This window comes from Roseovarius roseus, from assembly GCF_043355935.2.
GTDB classification, from domain to species: domain Bacteria; phylum Pseudomonadota; class Alphaproteobacteria; order Rhodobacterales; family Rhodobacteraceae; genus Roseovarius; species Roseovarius roseus.
Window position 1 is genome coordinate 76420 of record NZ_JBHFPE020000001.1, and the last position, 14800, is coordinate 91219.

General features: G+C 62.3%; 14 protein-coding genes. 12 read left to right on the top strand and 2 right to left on the bottom strand.

Annotated features, from left to right (window positions below):
* Positions 1 to 28 precede the first annotated feature (28 nt).
* Entirely contained in the window at positions 29 to 4243 is a 4215-nt protein-coding gene (rpoC, locus tag ACEWPL_RS00415) for a DNA-directed RNA polymerase subunit beta' (RefSeq protein WP_393935222.1), read from the top strand.
* Positions 4244 to 4380: 137 nt separating this feature from the next.
* Here the strand turns inward: rpoC and ACEWPL_RS00420 are convergent, their stop codons facing one another.
* On the bottom strand, positions 4381 to 5016 hold the full coding sequence (locus tag ACEWPL_RS00420) for a peroxiredoxin (protein ID WP_393935221.1): 636 nt from the start codon (positions 5014 to 5016) through the stop codon (positions 4381 to 4383).
* An 83-nt stretch (positions 5017 to 5099) separates the two neighbouring features.
* On the opposite strand from ACEWPL_RS00420, the gene ACEWPL_RS00425 reads away from it, so the two are divergent.
* The 11 genes from ACEWPL_RS00425 to ACEWPL_RS00475 all read left to right on the top strand — a co-directional run bounded on the left by ACEWPL_RS00425 (position 5100) and on the right by ACEWPL_RS00475 (position 13974).
* The gene (locus ACEWPL_RS00425) at positions 5100 to 5564 is read left to right on the top strand and encodes an RrF2 family transcriptional regulator (protein ID WP_393935219.1); all 465 of its coding nucleotides are present in this window, start codon (positions 5100 to 5102) and stop codon (positions 5562 to 5564) included.
* Positions 5561 to 6226, top strand: coding sequence for a Crp/Fnr family transcriptional regulator (locus ACEWPL_RS00430; protein ID WP_393935218.1), 666 nt, complete (start codon positions 5561 to 5563; stop codon positions 6224 to 6226). The genes ACEWPL_RS00425 and ACEWPL_RS00430 overlap by 4 nt, the downstream gene beginning before the upstream one ends.
* Positions 6227 to 6325: 99 nt before the next feature.
* Positions 6326 to 6541, top strand: coding sequence for a YgaP family membrane protein (locus tag ACEWPL_RS00435; RefSeq protein ID WP_393935216.1), 216 nt, complete (start codon positions 6326 to 6328; stop codon positions 6539 to 6541).
* 17 nt (positions 6542 to 6558) lie between these two features.
* Positions 6559 to 7440, top strand: coding sequence for an MBL fold metallo-hydrolase (locus tag ACEWPL_RS00440; RefSeq protein ID WP_393935214.1), 882 nt, complete (start codon positions 6559 to 6561; stop codon positions 7438 to 7440).
* A 28-nt stretch (positions 7441 to 7468) separates the two neighbouring features.
* Positions 7469 to 7966 carry a bacterioferritin gene (locus ACEWPL_RS00445; RefSeq protein WP_393935212.1) on the top strand — a complete coding sequence of 166 codons (498 nt, stop codon included), beginning with the start codon at positions 7469 to 7471 and terminating at the stop codon, positions 7964 to 7966.
* Between the two features lie 86 nt (positions 7967 to 8052).
* Positions 8053 to 9726: a bifunctional protein tyrosine phosphatase family protein/NAD(P)/FAD-dependent oxidoreductase gene (locus tag ACEWPL_RS00450; RefSeq protein ID WP_393935210.1), complete on the top strand. Its 1674-nt coding sequence runs from the start codon at positions 8053 to 8055 to the stop codon at positions 9724 to 9726.
* Positions 9727 to 9803: 77 nt separating this feature from the next.
* Complete coding sequence (locus ACEWPL_RS00455) at positions 9804 to 11558, top strand: SulP family inorganic anion transporter (protein ID WP_393935208.1); 1755 nt, start codon at positions 9804 to 9806, stop codon at positions 11556 to 11558.
* Between the two features lie 14 nt (positions 11559 to 11572).
* Positions 11573 to 12013, top strand: coding sequence for a YeeE/YedE family protein (locus ACEWPL_RS00460; RefSeq protein ID WP_393935206.1), 441 nt, complete (start codon positions 11573 to 11575; stop codon positions 12011 to 12013).
* The gene (locus ACEWPL_RS00465) at positions 12013 to 12417 is read left to right on the top strand and encodes a DUF6691 family protein (protein WP_393935205.1); all 405 of its coding nucleotides are present in this window, start codon (positions 12013 to 12015) and stop codon (positions 12415 to 12417) included. Before ACEWPL_RS00460 ends, ACEWPL_RS00465 begins: the two co-directional genes overlap by 1 nt.
* Positions 12418 to 12447: 30 nt before the next feature.
* Positions 12448 to 13359 carry an MBL fold metallo-hydrolase gene (locus tag ACEWPL_RS00470; RefSeq protein ID WP_393935203.1) on the top strand — a complete coding sequence of 304 codons (912 nt, stop codon included), beginning with the start codon at positions 12448 to 12450 and terminating at the stop codon, positions 13357 to 13359.
* A 9-nt stretch (positions 13360 to 13368) separates the two neighbouring features.
* On the top strand, positions 13369 to 13974 hold the full coding sequence (locus ACEWPL_RS00475) for an SAM-dependent methyltransferase (protein WP_393935201.1): 606 nt from the start codon (positions 13369 to 13371) through the stop codon (positions 13972 to 13974).
* A gap of 9 nt (positions 13975 to 13983) precedes the next feature.
* Here ACEWPL_RS00475 and ACEWPL_RS00480 read toward each other — a convergent pair whose 3' ends face one another.
* A complete protein-coding gene (locus ACEWPL_RS00480) occupies positions 13984 to 14799 on the bottom strand; it encodes a glycosyltransferase (protein WP_393935200.1) in 816 nt (271 codons plus the stop codon).
* Position 14800 lies beyond the last annotated feature (1 nt).

Here is a 14800-nt window from a genome sequence, read left to right on the forward strand (position 1 = left end):
TTCGCGCCCAATATTACGAGGTAAGTAAATGAACCAGGAACTGACGAACAATCCGTTCAACCCCGTCGCTCCCGCCGCAGTCTTTGACGAGATCAGGGTCTCGCTGGCATCGCCCGAGCGTATTCTCAGCTGGTCCTACGGCGAGATCAAGAAGCCCGAGACCATCAACTACCGCACGTTCAAGCCCGAGCGGGACGGCCTGTTCTGCGCGCGCATCTTTGGCCCGATCAAGGATTACGAATGCCTTTGCGGCAAGTATAAGCGCATGAAGTATCGCGGCGTCGTCTGCGAGAAATGCGGCGTCGAGGTCACCCTGCAAAAGGTCCGCCGCGAGCGGATGGGCCATATCGAGCTGGCCGCGCCCTGTGCCCATATCTGGTTCCTGAAATCGCTGCCCAGCCGCATCGGTCTCATGCTGGACATGACGCTGCGCGATCTTGAGCGGGTTCTCTATTTTGAAAACTACGTTGTGATCGAGCCGGGCCTGACGGACCTCACCTACGGCCAGATGCTGACCGAAGAAGAGTTCATGGACGCGCAGGATGCTTATGGCATCGACGCCTTCACCGCCAATATCGGCGCAGAAGCGATCCGCGACATGCTGGCCCAGATCGACCTCGAATCCGAGGCGGAGAACCTGCGCGCGGACCTCGCCGAGGCCACGGGCGAGTTGAAGCCAAAGAAGATCATCAAGCGTCTGAAAGTCGTCGAGTCCTTCCTCGAGTCCGGCAACCGTCCCGAGTGGATGGTCATGACGGTCATCCCGGTCATCCCGCCCGAGCTGCGCCCGCTGGTGCCGCTGGACGGTGGCCGTTTTGCGACGTCGGATCTCAACGATCTTTATCGCCGGGTCATCAACCGCAACAACCGTCTGAAGCGTCTGATCGAGCTGCGCGCGCCCGACATCATCGTGCGGAATGAGAAGCGGATGCTGCAGGAATCGGTCGACGCCCTCTTTGACAATGGTCGCCGCGGCCGGGTCATCACCGGCGCCAACAAGCGTCCGCTGAAATCGCTCAGCGACATGCTGAAAGGCAAGCAGGGCCGCTTCCGCCAGAACCTTCTGGGCAAGCGCGTCGACTTCTCGGGCCGGTCCGTCATCGTGACCGGACCGGAACTCAAGCTGCACCAGTGCGGTCTGCCCAAAAAGATGGCGCTCGAGCTTTTCAAGCCGTTCATCTACTCGCGCCTTGAGGCCAAGGGTCTCAGCAGCACCGTGAAGCAGGCGAAAAAGCTGGTCGAAAAAGAGCGTCCCGAGGTTTGGGACATCCTCGACGAGGTGATCCGCGAGCATCCCGTGATGCTGAACCGCGCGCCGACGCTGCACCGTCTGGGCATCCAGGCGTTCGAGCCGATCCTGATCGAAGGCAAGGCGATCCAGCTGCACCCGCTCGTTTGTTCGGCCTTCAACGCCGACTTCGACGGCGACCAGATGGCCGTGCACGTCCCGCTGAGCCTTGAGGCCCAGCTGGAAGCGCGCGTTCTGATGATGTCGACGAACAACGTTCTGTCGCCCGCCAACGGCGCGCCGATCATCGTTCCGTCGCAGGACATGATCCTTGGCCTGTACTACACCACGCTCGAGCGTGCGGGTATGAAGGGCGAGGGCATGATGTTCTCGTCGATGGACGAGGTGCAGCACGCGCTGGACGCGGGCGAAGTGCACCTGCACGCCCGCATCACCGCGCGCATCTCGCAGATCGACAACGAAGGTAACGAAGTGTTCGAGCGTGTCGAAACGACGCCGGGCCGCGTGCGCCTCGGCTCGCTTCTGCCCAAGAACGCCAAGGCGCCCTTCAACCTGGTCAACCGCCTTCTGCGTAAGAAGGAAGTGCAGCAGGTCATCGACACCGTCTACCGCTATTGCGGTCAGAAAGAGTCGGTCATCTTCTGCGACCAGATCATGACGATGGGCTTCCGCGAGGCGTTCCGTGCCGGCATTTCCTTCGGCAAGGACGACATGGTGATCCCCGACAACAAGTGGGACATCGTCGGCGAGACACGCGAGCAGGTCAAAGGCTTCGAGCAGCAGTATATGGACGGCCTGATCACTCAGGGCGAAAAGTACAACAAGGTGGTCGATGCCTGGTCGAAGTGTAACGACCAGGTCACCGAGGCGATGATGAACAACATCTCGTCGGGCAAAACCGACGAGAATGGCGCCGAAGCCGAGCCGAACTCGGTCTACATGATGGCCCACTCGGGTGCCCGTGGCTCGGTCACGCAGATGAAGCAGCTGGGCGGCATGCGCGGCCTGATGGCCAAGCCGAACGGCGACATCATCGAAACCCCGATCATCTCGAACTTCAAGGAAGGCCTGACCGTTCTTGAATACTTCAACTCGACCCACGGCGCCCGCAAGGGTCTGTCCGATACCGCCCTGAAAACGGCGAACTCGGGCTACCTGACACGCCGCCTGGTGGATGTGGCCCAGGACTGCATCGTGCGCGAGCATGATTGCGGCACCGACCGCGCCATCACGACCGAGGCCGCCGTCAACGATGGCGAGGTCGTCTCGTCCATTGGCGAGCGCCTTCTGGGCCGCGTCGCGGCTGAGGACATCCTGCGTCCCGGCACCGACGAGGTTTTGGTCAAGGAAGGCCAGCTGATCGACGAGCTGACGGCAGATGCCGTCGAGGAGGCGGCGGTTCAGACTGCGCGCATCCGCAGCCCGCTGACCTGCGAGGCCGAGGATGGCGTCTGCGCCATGTGCTACGGGCGCGACCTTGCCCGCGGCACCATGGTGAACCAGGGCGAGGCTGTCGGCATCATCGCCGCGCAGTCCATCGGTGAGCCCGGCACGCAGCTGACGATGCGGACCTTCCACATCGGCGGCGTTGCGCAGGGTGGTCAGCAGTCCTTCCTCGAGGCCAGCCAGTCGGGCAAGATCGCGTTCGACGGCGAGCAGACGCTCGAGAATTCCTCGGGCGAGACGCTGGTCATGGGCCGGAACATGAAGCTGCTCATCATGGGCGAGGGCGATGTCGAACTGGCCAGCCACAAGCTGGGCTACGGCACCAAGCTGCACGTCAAGGCGGGCAGCACGGTCAAGCGCGGCGACAAGCTGTTCGAGTGGGATCCCTACACCCTTCCGATCATCGCCGAGAAGTCGGGTACGGCCAAATTCGTCGACCTCGTGACCGGCGTTGCCGTGCGCGACGAGACGGACGATGCCACCGGCATGACCCAGAAGATCGTCATGGACTGGCGCGCGGCCCCCAAGGGCAACGAGCTGAAGCCCGAAATCTTCATCGTGGGCGAGGACGGCGAGCCGATGCGCAACGAGGCGGGCAACCCCGTCACCTATGCGATGTCGGTGGATGCGATCCTCAGCGTCGAAGAGGGCGATGAGGTCAAGATGGGCGATGTCGTCGCGCGTATTCCGCGCGAGGGTGCCAAGACCAAGGACATCACCGGTGGTCTGCCGCGTGTGGCCGAACTCTTTGAGGCGCGTCGCCCCAAGGACCACGCCATCATCGCGGAAATCGACGGCTACGTGCGCTACGGCAAGGACTACAAGAACAAGCGCCGTATCTCGATCGAGCCTGCGGACGAGACGCTGGAAACCGTCGAGTACATGGTGCCCAAGGGCAAGCACATCCCGGTGCAGGAAGGCGACTTCGTGCAGAAGGGGGACTACATCATGGACGGCAACCCTGCGCCGCATGACATCCTGAGCATTCTGGGTGTCGAGGCGTTGGCCGATTACATGATCGACGAGGTGCAGGACGTCTATCGCCTCCAGGGCGTCAAGATCAACGACAAGCACATCGAAGTCATCGTGCGCCAGATGCTCCAGAAGTGGGAGATCACGGATAGTGGTCAGACGACCCTGCTGAAGGGCGAGCATGTGGACAAGGCCGAGTTCGACGCCGCCAACGAGAAGGCACTGGCCAAGAACGTGCGTCCTGCACAGGGCGAGCCGATCCTTCTGGGCATCACCAAGGCGTCGCTGCAGACCCGCAGCTTCATCTCGGCGGCGTCCTTCCAGGAAACGACGCGCGTGCTGACCGAAGCTTCGGTTCAGGGCAAGCGGGACAAGCTGGTCGGTCTCAAGGAGAACGTCATCGTGGGCCGCCTGATCCCGGCGGGCACCGGCGGCGCGACGCAGGAGATGCGCAAGATCGCTGCGGGCCGCGACAACGTGGTGATCGAGGCGCGCCGCGAGGAGGCCGAAGCGGCCGCCGCACTGGCTGCCCCGGTGGCGGACGAGCCTGCGGAGTCGGATACCAGCGCCGAGTAAGCTCGGGGTGTGAGACAGTGAAAAGGCTCCGCAGAAATGCGGGGCCTTTTTGCGTTGGACGGCAAGTGGAGCGCCAATGAAAAAAAGCCGCCCTCGTCCAGGGAGGGCGGCCCTGTCTGCGTCAGCAAGGCTGGCGCTTAGTCTTTTTTAAGCTGGGTCGTGCGCAGATAGGGTTTGTGGGTGGTCCATCCCTGCGGAAACAACCCCTTGGCATCCGCATCACTGACCGACGGCGGGATGATCACGTCCTTGCCGGGCATCCAGTCGGCGGGCAGGGCCACGCCGTGACGGTCGCTGGTCTGCAGCGCGTCGATGACACGCAGGATCTCGTCAAAATTGCGCCCGACGCTCATCGGATAGGTCATGGTCAGGCGGATCTTCATCTCAGGGTCGATGATGAAGACCGAGCGGACAGCGGCGGTCTCGCTCTCTTCGGGGTGGATCATCTCGTAGAGCTTGGCAATGCTCAGGTCAGGGTCGGCCACGATGGGGAATTTCAGCGTCGTGTGCTGTGTCTCATCCACGTCCGAAATCCACTTGCTATGCTCTTCGACCGTGTCGGTGCTGAGGCCCAGAGGCAGCACGCCCCGATCCGCGAATTCCTGCGCCAGTTGCGCCGTGCGGCCCATCTCGGTGGTGCAGACAGGTGTGAAATCCGCTGGATGGCTGAAGAAGAACACCCAGTGGCCCTTTGCCCAATCGCTCAGCTTGATGTGGCCGGTCGTGGTATCGGCCTCGAAATCGGGGGCGCGTTCACCTATTTTCAGACTCATATGTCTCTCCATCTATGAATGGGTCGGTAGTTAACATATACTTCAAATAAAGCAATATACGGAATATATCTTATGGCGATGTCATGCGTCTGACCGCTTACACCAACTATGCGCTGCGCACCTTGCAACTGGCCGCTTTGCGTGCGCCGGATCTGGTGCGGATCGAGGATGTGGCCACCATCCATGGCCTGAAAAAACCGAATATCGTCAAGGCTGTGCACGAGCTGGGCCGCGAGGGATACCTTGAGACGCAGCGCGGGCGCGGGGGCGGATTTCGGCTGGCCATGCCGGCGGACAAGATCGTCGTGGGCCGGATCGTGAGGCTGACCGAAGGCGATCTGGAGGTCGTGGAATGCTTCAACCCGTCCACGAATACCTGCCCGCTGATCGACGTGTGCCGCCTGTCGCGCAAGATCAAGGAGGCAACGGCTGCCTTCATGGCCGTGCTGGACGATCTGACCATCGCCGATATCGCCGCCAATCGCGGCGAGCTGATGAGCCGCATTGATCCGGCCCTCAGCCAGAACGCGAGCGAGGCACCGTCATGAAGGACTGGACCCAGCGTTTCGAGGGGCTGGCGGCGTTGTCCGGGCCTGTGCGCGACGAATTGCTGGCCGAGGCCAGCGTCATCCGAGTGCCCGCGGGCACGGTGATTTTCGGCCCCGGTCAGGCGCCGGAGAACCTGCTGCTGCTGCTTGACGGGCAGGTGCGGGTGCAACAGGTGACCGAGAATGGCCGCGAAATCGTGCTCTACCGGGTTCATGCCGGGGAAAGCTGCGTTCTGACCACGGCCTGCCTGATGGCTTTCGAGGACTATACCGCCGACGGTCTGGCCGAAACGGATCTGGAGGCTGTCGCCATCCCCAAGCGGGCCTTCGACCATGCGATGGCGACCTCGCCCGAGTTTCGCAGATTCGTCTTCGCCGCATTCTCGGACCGCATCACCGATCTCTTCCTGACGGTCGAGGAAATCGCCTTTGGCCGCATGGATGCGCGTCTGGCGCACAAGCTGCTGGAGCTGAGCGGAAAGAACGATGTGATCAGCGGCACCCATGGCGATTGGGCGCGCGAGTTGGGCACGGCGCGCGAGGTGATCTCGCGCCAGATGGCCGAGTTTGCGCGGCGCGGTTGGGTCGAGCAGAAGCGCGGGAATGTGCGCATCACTGACCGCGCGGCGCTGACCGAATTCGCGCGTGCGAACCCGATTTGATCCATCGGTAACAAGGTCACTGAACTGGCGGGCTTAAAGGTATATCTGGAACATAGGTAATCGAGATCACGTCGAGATCGATGCATATGGAGATTTGTCATGTCCACCAATGAAGGCACATTCGACCGCGTGCTGCGCGGCATCCTTGGTTTCATCCTGGTCATCCTGCCGCTGGCGACCGCGATGGCGCTTTTCGCCAACCCGGTGATCTACTGGGGCGCGCTGATCGTTGGCGCGGTCCTGCTGATCACGGCGCTGACCGGCTTCTGCCCGCTCTACCGCGTGCTGGGCGTGAAGACCTGCACCAAATGCTGACCGAGAAGGAGCGGCCCATGAGCTACCCGATTCACATGGATGTCAAACCCGACGTCTCGCCCCATTTCGACGAGGCGACCAACACGATCAGCTACATCGTCAAGGATCCGGCATCGGACCATTGCGCCATCGTCGATAGCGTCATGGATATCGACTACGCCGCCGGACGGATCACCTATGATCACGCCGATGCGCTGATCGCCGAGATCAAGGAACGCGGCCTGACGCTGGACTGGATCATCGAGACCCATGTCCATGCCGATCACCTCAGCGCCGCCCCCTATATTCAGGAGCGCCTTGGCGGCAAGATCGGTGTCGGTGACAAGATCATGGTCGTGCAGGAAACCTTCGGGAAGGTGTTCAACGAGGGCACCGAGTTCCAGCGCGACGGCAGCCAGTTCGATGCGCTGTTCAAGGATGGCGACACCTACAAGATCGGCGGAATGGACTGCTTTGCAATCTACACGCCCGGCCACACCCCGGCCTGCATGGTGCATGTGATGGGCGATGCGGCCTTCGTGGGCGATACGCTCTTCATGCCGGATGGCGGCTCGGCGCGGGCGGATTTTCCGGGCGGCGATGCGGGTACGCTCTACGACAGCATTCAAAAGGTGCTGGTGCTGCCGGATCAGATGCGCCTCTTCATGTGCCATGACTATGGCCCGAACGGCCGTGACATCGCGTGGGAGACGACCGTGGCCGAGGAAAAGGCACACAACATCCATGTTGGCGGCGGCAAGACCCGCGAAGACTTCGTGCGCTTCCGCAGCGAGCGTGACGCGCAGCTTGCCATGCCGAGGCTGATCATTCCTTCGCTGCAGGTGAACATGCGCGCCGGCGAGGTGCCAACCGATCATGACGGAAAGCCGATGCTCAAGGTGCCGCTGAACGCGCTTTGATAGATTAGCCGTAAGAAAGGAATCCGAGATGTCCAATAGTCCGACAATCGACAACTTGAACAAGGCCCTGCAAATGGAAATGAGTGCGGCGCATCAATACCAGCTTCATGCGCATGTACTGGAGGATTGGGGGTTGAATGGATTGGCCGCCGTGATGCGGGAAGAGCAGGCCGAGGAGATCGGCCATTCCGATCTTTTCATCGAGCGGGTGCTGTTCCTCAAGGGAGAGCCCGAAATCGCTTTTGCTCAACCACCTAAGCGCGCTTCATCCCTCGTGGAAATGTTTCGAGCCGATCTCGCTGACGAGGAAGAAGCACTGGCTTTTTATATCCAGTCCGCCAAGGACGCCGATGCAGTGGGTGATCTGGGCTCCCGAAAGCTCTTTGAGCAAATCGCGCTCGATGAGGAGGGACATAAGGCTTGGCTGGAACTGCAACTCGATCTGATCGAGCGCCTCGGTGAGAAAGCGTACAGCGCCAAATACGTCTCCATCAAGGCCCGCGATGAGGGCGACGGCGAAGCCTGATCAATCAGCCTTGAGCGCCCTGCTCAGCGTGAGGCCGGTTTCAAGCCATGTCTCGGTAGTAAAGATCAAGAGGAAGACGAATAGCTATGGACCCCAAGATAATTTCGGCCCGGTTATCGGTATCGTCGCAGATCGCGCCAGCGGACGTGGCTGCCTTGAAGGAGAAAGGCTACCGCTCGATCATCTGCAATCGCCCGGACGGAGAGGGGCCCGACCAGCCCAGCTTTGCCGAGGTTGCGGCGGCTGCGGAAAAACAGGGGATGGAGGCGCGCTATATCCCGATCGAGGGCGGCAAGGTGTCAGACGAGGATGCACGGACTTTCGGTGCGGCGCTTGATGAGCTGCCCGGGCCGACCTTGGCCTATTGCCGCAGCGGCACACGCTCGGCCACGCTCTGGTCGCTGAGCCAGGCCAAGGGGCATCCGGTGGCCGATATCCTCGCCGCGACGCAAAAGGCCGGCTATGACATGAGCGGCGTCGTCCGCCGCATCGCCAATGGCGGCAAGACACCCACCGACGCGCCAGATGCGGCGCATGACGTGGTGATCATCGGTGGCGGGGCAGCAGGGATCGCCGTTGCGGCCAGCCTGAAATCGCGCCGCGCCGATCTGGACATCGTCATCATCGAGCCTGCCGAGGTGCATTATTATCAACCCGGCTGGACCATGGTCGGCGGCGGTATTTTCGAGCCCGAGCAGACTGCCAAGACGATGGGCAGCCTGATCCCGAAGGGCGTGCGCTGGATCAAGGCGGCGGTCGCTGCGTTCGAGCCCGGGCAGAACGCCGTCATCCTCGACGGCTGCCGCGTCGTCAAATACACCCGTCTCATCGTGTGTCCCGGCCTCAAGCTGGACTGGGCCCGCATCGATGGCCTGATCGAGACGCTGGGCAAGAATGGCGTCACATCGAATTATCGTTATGATCTGGCGCCTTATACCTGGAAGCTGGTGCAGGAGATGAAGCGCGGGCGCGCCATCTTTACCCAGCCGCCGATGCCCATCAAATGCGCGGGCGCGCCGCAAAAGGCGATGTATCTGTCCTGCGATGCCTGGACGCGGCGCGGCGTGCTGGGGGATATCGACGTCAATTTCAACAACGCGGGCGGCGTCCTCTTCGGGGTCAAGGAATACGTCCCGGCGCTGATGGAATACGTCAAGAAATACGATGCGCATCTGAACTTCTTTCACAACCTGATCGCCGTTGATGGCGCGGCGAAAAAGGCCGTTTTCGAGGTGAAGGAACCCGAGAAAGAGGTCCGGCAGGTCGAGATGGAGTTCGACATGATGCATGTCTGCCCGCCTCAGACCGCGCCCGATTTCATCCGCGTCTCGCCCCTTGCGGACGAGGCGGGCTGGGTCGATGTCGATCAGGCGACGCTGCGGCACAAGACCTATGACAACATCTGGTCCTTGGGGGACGTGATGAACGCCCCCAACGCCAAGACGGCTGCCGCCGCGCGCATCCAGGCCCCGACCGTGGCCGAAAACGTCATTGCCGATATCGACGGTAAATCGGCTGTCGCGCAGTATAACGGCTATGGCTCCTGCCCGCTGACGGTGGAGCGGGGCAAGATCGTGCTGGCCGAGTTCGGCTATGGCGGCAAGCTCTTGCCTAGCTTTCCCAAGGCGCTGATCGACGGCACCAAGCCATCGCGCGCCGCGTGGTTCCTGAAAGAGCGGATGCTGCCCCCGATCTACTGGAAGGGCATGCTGCGCGGCCGCGAATGGATGGCCACGCCTGATTATCCCGGCCAGCACTGATACCGGATACGCGCGGGGCAAGGGAACCTCATTCTCTGCCTTGCGCGTTGTCATCTACAGAATTGAAATTGTACTACATGAACAAGATTTCCAGCTATTTTCCGATCCTAGACTGGGGGCGTCGTTATGACCGCGCCACGCTGTCGGACGACCTGGTGGCCGCCGTGATCGTGACGATCATGCTGATCCCCCAGTCCCTGGCCTATGCGCTTTTGGCCGGGATGCCGCCTGAGGCAGGGCTTTACGCGTCGATCGCGCCGATCCTTCTCTATGCGATTTTCGGCACCAGCAGGGCGTTGGCCGTCGGGCCGGTTGCGGTGGTGTCACTGATGACCGCGGCGGCGCTTGGGCAGATCGCCGATCAGGGCACGATGGGTTATGCCGCCGCCGCGCTGACGCTGGCCGCGCTTTCGGGGGCGATCCTGCTGGCGATGGGGCTTTTCCGTCTGGGCTTTCTGGCGAATTTCCTGTCGCATCCGGTCATTGCCGGCTTCATCACGGCCTCCGGTATCATCATCGCGGTCAGCCAGCTGCGCCATATCCTGGGTATCGAGGGCGGCGGGCATACTTTGGTCGAGCTTGTGCACAGCCTGGCCACCAACCTGCCGCAGACCAACATGATAACGCTGATCATCGGCGTTTCGGCCACGGCGTTTCTGTTCTGGGTGCGCCGCGGGCTCAAGCCGCTCTTGCGCAAGATGGGGCTGGGGCCGCGCATGGCCGATACGCTGGCAAAGGCGGGCCCCGTCGCGGCGGTTGTCGCCACGACCGCCGCCGTCTGGGCCTTCGATCTGGGCGCTCAGGGCGTTGCCATCGTGGGCGAGGTCCCGCAAAGCCTGCCGCCTCTGACCATGCCCGACATCTCACCGGGGCTGGTGGGCCAGCTTTTCCTGCCGGCGCTGCTGATCTCGATCATCGGGTTCGTCGAGTCGATCTCGGTCGCGCAGACGCTGGCCGCGAAAAAGCGTGAGCGGGTCAAGCCGGACCAGGAGTTGATCGGCCTTGGCGCCGCCAACCTTGGCGCGGCCTTCACTGGCGGCTTTCCGGTGACGGGGGGCTTTTCCCGCTCGGTCGTGAATTTCGATGCGGGCGCGCGCACGCCCGCGGCGGGCGCCTTTACGGCGGTCGGTCTGGCCATCGCGGCGCTGGCACTGACGCCGCTGATCTATTTCCTGCCCAAGGCGACGCTGGCGGCGACCATCATTGTCGCGGTCCTCAGCCTTGTCGATTTCGGGGTGCTGGCCCGCGCCTGGGCCTATTCCAGGGCAGATTTTACCGCTGTAGCGGCCACCATCCTGATTACCCTCGGCCTCGGGGTCGAACTGGGTGTGTCCAGCGGCGTGGCCATCTCGGTGCTGCTCTATCTCTACAAGACGTCCAAGCCGCATATCGCCGAGGTCGGACGCATCGACGGGACCGAGCATTTCCGCAACATCCATCGGCATGATGTGGAAACGCATCCCCATATCGTCACCCTGCGCGTGGACGAGAGCCTTTATTTCGCGAATGCCCGATTCCTTGAGGATCACATCCTTGACCGCGTGGCGCGGGACAAGGCGGTGCGCAATGTCGTACTGCAATGCTCGGCCGTGAACGAGATCGACATGAGCGCGTTGGAATCCCTCGAGGCGATCAACACTCGGCTGGCCGAGATGGACACGAAACTGCACCTCTCGGAGGTCAAAGGCCCGGTCATGGACCGGCTTAAACGCTCGCATTTTTTGGATGAGCTGACGGGCCGCGTCTTTCTGTCTCAACACGAGGCTATCCGGGCGCTGACCTCTGAGCGGGACAATGATAACGGTGCCGATATACCCGCACGCGACGCTTGAAAGGAGACATGCTCATGCTGCCTGTAACACCCACTGATTTCACGCCGCTTGCCTCGCTGGCTGGCGGCATCCTGATTGGCCTTTCGGCCGTGATGGTGATGGCGCTCTTTGGCCGCATCGCCGGCATCGTCGGCATCACCGCAGGCGCTGTCACCCAAGGCGACCGGGCGTGGCGTATTGCTTTCATTGCCGGCCTGCTGGCCGCGCCGATCGCGTGGCTGCTGGTCAGCGGCGGCTATCCGCAGCAGACCGTCAGTAGCAATCTGCCGATGATGGGGCTTGCGGGCCTTCTGGTCGGGATCGGCACGTCGCTCGGCTCAGGCTGCACGTCGGGGCACGGCGTTTGTGGCCTTGCGCGGCTGTCGCGCCGGTCGCTTGCGGCGGTCATCACCTTCATGGTCTTCGCGGCGGCGACGGTCTTTGCGCTGCGGCACGTGGTCGGGGGGACAGTGTGATGCGCCCTCTCTTTGGCTTCCTCTCGGGCCTCATCTTTGGCATCGGCCTTATCCTCTCGGGCATGGCCAACCCGGCCAAGGTTCTCAACTTTCTCGACATCTTCGGCACGTGGGATCCCAGCCTTGCCTTCGTGATGGGCGGCGCGTCCCTGACGGCCTTCCTCGGGTATCGGCTGGCCTGGCAGCAGGAGCGGCCAGCCCTGATGGAAAATTTCGAAATCCCCTCGGCCAGCCAGATCGACACGCGCCTTCTGACCGGCGCTGCGGTCTTTGGTATCGGCTGGGGGATCGGCGGATTTTGCCCCGGTCCGGCCTGGACCGCGCTGCCGATGGCCGCCCCCGGCACACTTGTATTTGTCCCGCTGATGTTGATCGGCATCGTGGTGGGGCGGTATCTGAAATAGTAAATCTACCAGCTTAGGAGTATGTGACCCATGAGCGATCTCAACGAACCCATCGTCCGCCATTCCGCCTCGACCGGCCCCGGCAGCCCCGATGTCTGGGGCATTTATGAGCCTGACACCGGCTCAATCCAGTATATCTGCGCCTGTCCCGAGACGAAATCCGCCGCGCTGATCGATGTCGTCTGGAATTTCGACCCGAAAAGCTTCGGCACCGATACCCGCAGCATGGACCAGGTCGTCTCGCTGGCCGAAGAGCACGGTCTCAAGATCGAGTGGATCCTCGACACGCACCCCCATGCGGATCACCTGATGGCCTCCGCGCATCTCAGGGCGCGGCTGGAGGTGCCCAATGCCATCGGCGCCAAGGTGCGCGAGATCGCCGAGCTGTGGCGCGATCTTTACAACACGCCCGATGCGTTCAATCCCGATGCCGATTTCGACCGCCTGTTCGAGGATGGGGATAGGTTCAAGATCGGCAATCTGGACGTGTCCGTGATGCTGTCGCCGGGTCATACGCTGGGCTCGATCACCTATCACTGCGGCGATGCGGCCTTTGTGCATGATACGCTGATGATGCCCGATGCGGGGACCAGCCGCTGCGATTTTCCCGGCGGGTCCGCCGATGTGCTTTGGTCGTCGATCCAGGAAATTCTCAGCCTGCCGGGTGATACGCGCCTCTATATCGGCCATGACTACGGCTCGGAAGGCCGCGACACCCCCGCATGGGAGGCGACCGTGGATGAGCACAAGGCCAGCAACAAGCATGTCAAGGACGGCACCAAGAAGGCCGAGTATGTCAAGACGCGCGAGGAGCGCGACGAAACCCTGGCGCTGCCCGACCGGATGCTGGCCGCCTTGCAGATCAACCTGCGTGGGGGGCAGTTGCCAAAGGCAGAGGATGACGGGCACCACTATCTCAAGATGCCTGTCGACAAGTTCTGAGGCAATGCGATGAGCACCTCCATGTGGGACGAGCGCTATGCCGGTGACGGCTATCTTTTCGGCACCGATCCTGCGGGGTTCCTGCTTGGTCAGGCGCATCACCTTGCGCCTGGCCGCGCGCTGGCCGTCGCCGATGGCGAGGGCCGCAATTCAGTTTTCCTGGCGCAGCAGGGGCTGAGCGTTACCGGGTTTGATGCTTCGCCCGTTGCAGTCGATAAGGCGCGCCGCCTGGCCGAGGCGCGGGGCGTCAAGGTAGACTTCAACGTATCAGATGTCGATAGCTGGGACTGGGAGCCGGAGGCGTTCGACACCGTTGTCGCCATCTTCATCCAGTTCGCCGGGCCGCAGATGCGCGACGAGATCTTTGACGGGATGAAGCGCACGCTGAAGCCGGGGGGCAAGCTGCTACTGCACGGCTACCGGCCCGAGCAGTTGGATTATGGCACTGGCGGGCCGCCCAAGGCCGAGAACATGTATACGATTGAGCTTCTGGAGGAGGCATTCGGCGATCTTCAGATCCTGCGCCTTGAGGCGTATGACCGCGAGATCACCGAAGGGACCGGGCATGCGGGCATGTCCGCGCTGATCGACCTGATCGCGCAAAAGGCGTCCTGACGCTGCCTCTTATCGCGCGCTGGCAAGCTCGGCGAAGGCGGCGCGCACACGTTCTTCGTCCACGTTGAACCTGTCGCGGAAAATCTGGCGCTGCGCGTCCGTCAGCGGCCTCAGCCTGCGCGGCCGGAACTTGGCCTCACTGTCATTATCTACGTGCTTGGCGCGGATATACATGCGCGGGCGCGGGTGGATGATGGACGGCATGATGTGGTGCAGCTTGTGATGGCCGAAATTCATGATCGTCTTGTCATCGCCTTCGGCAAAATGCACCGCGAGGCCGCAGGCCCAGAATGAACTGACGACATCCTCGGCAATGATACCTTCGGCCGAGAGGGTGGCCGAATACCCGGTGTTGAAGTCGATCGCGGTGCGCGGCTGACGCCGCCGCAGCCGCGCGGACCGGCGGGCGACCGAGCGCGCGAGCTCGATGAAATCCACTCCCATCGCATCATCGTCATCCAAACGGAATTGCAGGCTTTCGGGACGGCCCTCGCCCAACTCAGCCTGAATAGCCCGTTGCAGGGCAAGGCGGTGTTTCAGCGGCGCTGAGGGGACAATCTTGATCTGCGGCACGGGCGCGCAGAGCGCTTCGAGACGGCCCAGCCAAGGCTGCGGCATGTTCTGGCCAATCACGATGAGAAAGGTGAAATCGGGATCCGTCTGCGCCGCGACGGAGGGCAGGGTCAGCGTCTCGAAATGTGCAAAGCGTAGGGCCATGCGCTCGGGCCCATAAAGATAGGCCTCGCGCTCGGCCACGGTGTCATGCATCCGCTTGAAGCCGCCGAGGGCCGGGTAGGAAAAGCGGCAGACGCCAATGGTGCGCATG

Bases quoted from the DNA above. Each gene is read 5' to 3' on its own strand.
- ACEWPL_RS00440 (WP_393935214.1), top strand. From the start codon at position 6,559: ATGAGCTACCCGATTCACATGGATGTCAAACCCGACGTCTCGCCCCAT.
- ACEWPL_RS00470 (WP_393935203.1), top strand. From the start codon at position 12,448: ATGAGCGATCTCAACGAACCCATCGTCCGCCATTCCGCCTCGACCGGC.
- ACEWPL_RS00465 (WP_393935205.1), top strand. From the start codon at position 12,013: ATGCGCCCTCTCTTTGGCTTCCTCTCGGGCCTCATCTTTGGCATCGGC.
- ACEWPL_RS00430 (WP_393935218.1), top strand. From the start codon at position 5,561: ATGAAGGACTGGACCCAGCGTTTCGAGGGGCTGGCGGCGTTGTCCGGG.
- ACEWPL_RS00450 (WP_393935210.1), top strand. From the start codon at position 8,053: ATGGACCCCAAGATAATTTCGGCCCGGTTATCGGTATCGTCGCAGATC.
- ACEWPL_RS00420 (WP_393935221.1), bottom strand. From the start codon at position 5,016: ATGAGTCTGAAAATAGGTGAACGCGCCCCCGATTTCGAGGCCGATACC.
- ACEWPL_RS00435 (WP_393935216.1), top strand. From the start codon at position 6,326: ATGTCCACCAATGAAGGCACATTCGACCGCGTGCTGCGCGGCATCCTT.
- ACEWPL_RS00445 (WP_393935212.1), top strand. From the start codon at position 7,469: ATGTCCAATAGTCCGACAATCGACAACTTGAACAAGGCCCTGCAAATG.
- ACEWPL_RS00480 (WP_393935200.1), bottom strand. From the start codon at position 14,799: ATGCGCACCATTGGCGTCTGCCGCTTTTCCTACCCGGCCCTCGGCGGC.
- ACEWPL_RS00425 (WP_393935219.1), top strand. From the start codon at position 5,100: ATGCGTCTGACCGCTTACACCAACTATGCGCTGCGCACCTTGCAACTG.
- ACEWPL_RS00455 (WP_393935208.1), top strand. From the start codon at position 9,804: ATGAACAAGATTTCCAGCTATTTTCCGATCCTAGACTGGGGGCGTCGT.
- ACEWPL_RS00460 (WP_393935206.1), top strand. From the start codon at position 11,573: ATGCTGCCTGTAACACCCACTGATTTCACGCCGCTTGCCTCGCTGGCT.
- ACEWPL_RS00475 (WP_393935201.1), top strand. From the start codon at position 13,369: ATGAGCACCTCCATGTGGGACGAGCGCTATGCCGGTGACGGCTATCTT.
- rpoC (WP_393935222.1), top strand. From the start codon at position 29: ATGAACCAGGAACTGACGAACAATCCGTTCAACCCCGTCGCTCCCGCC.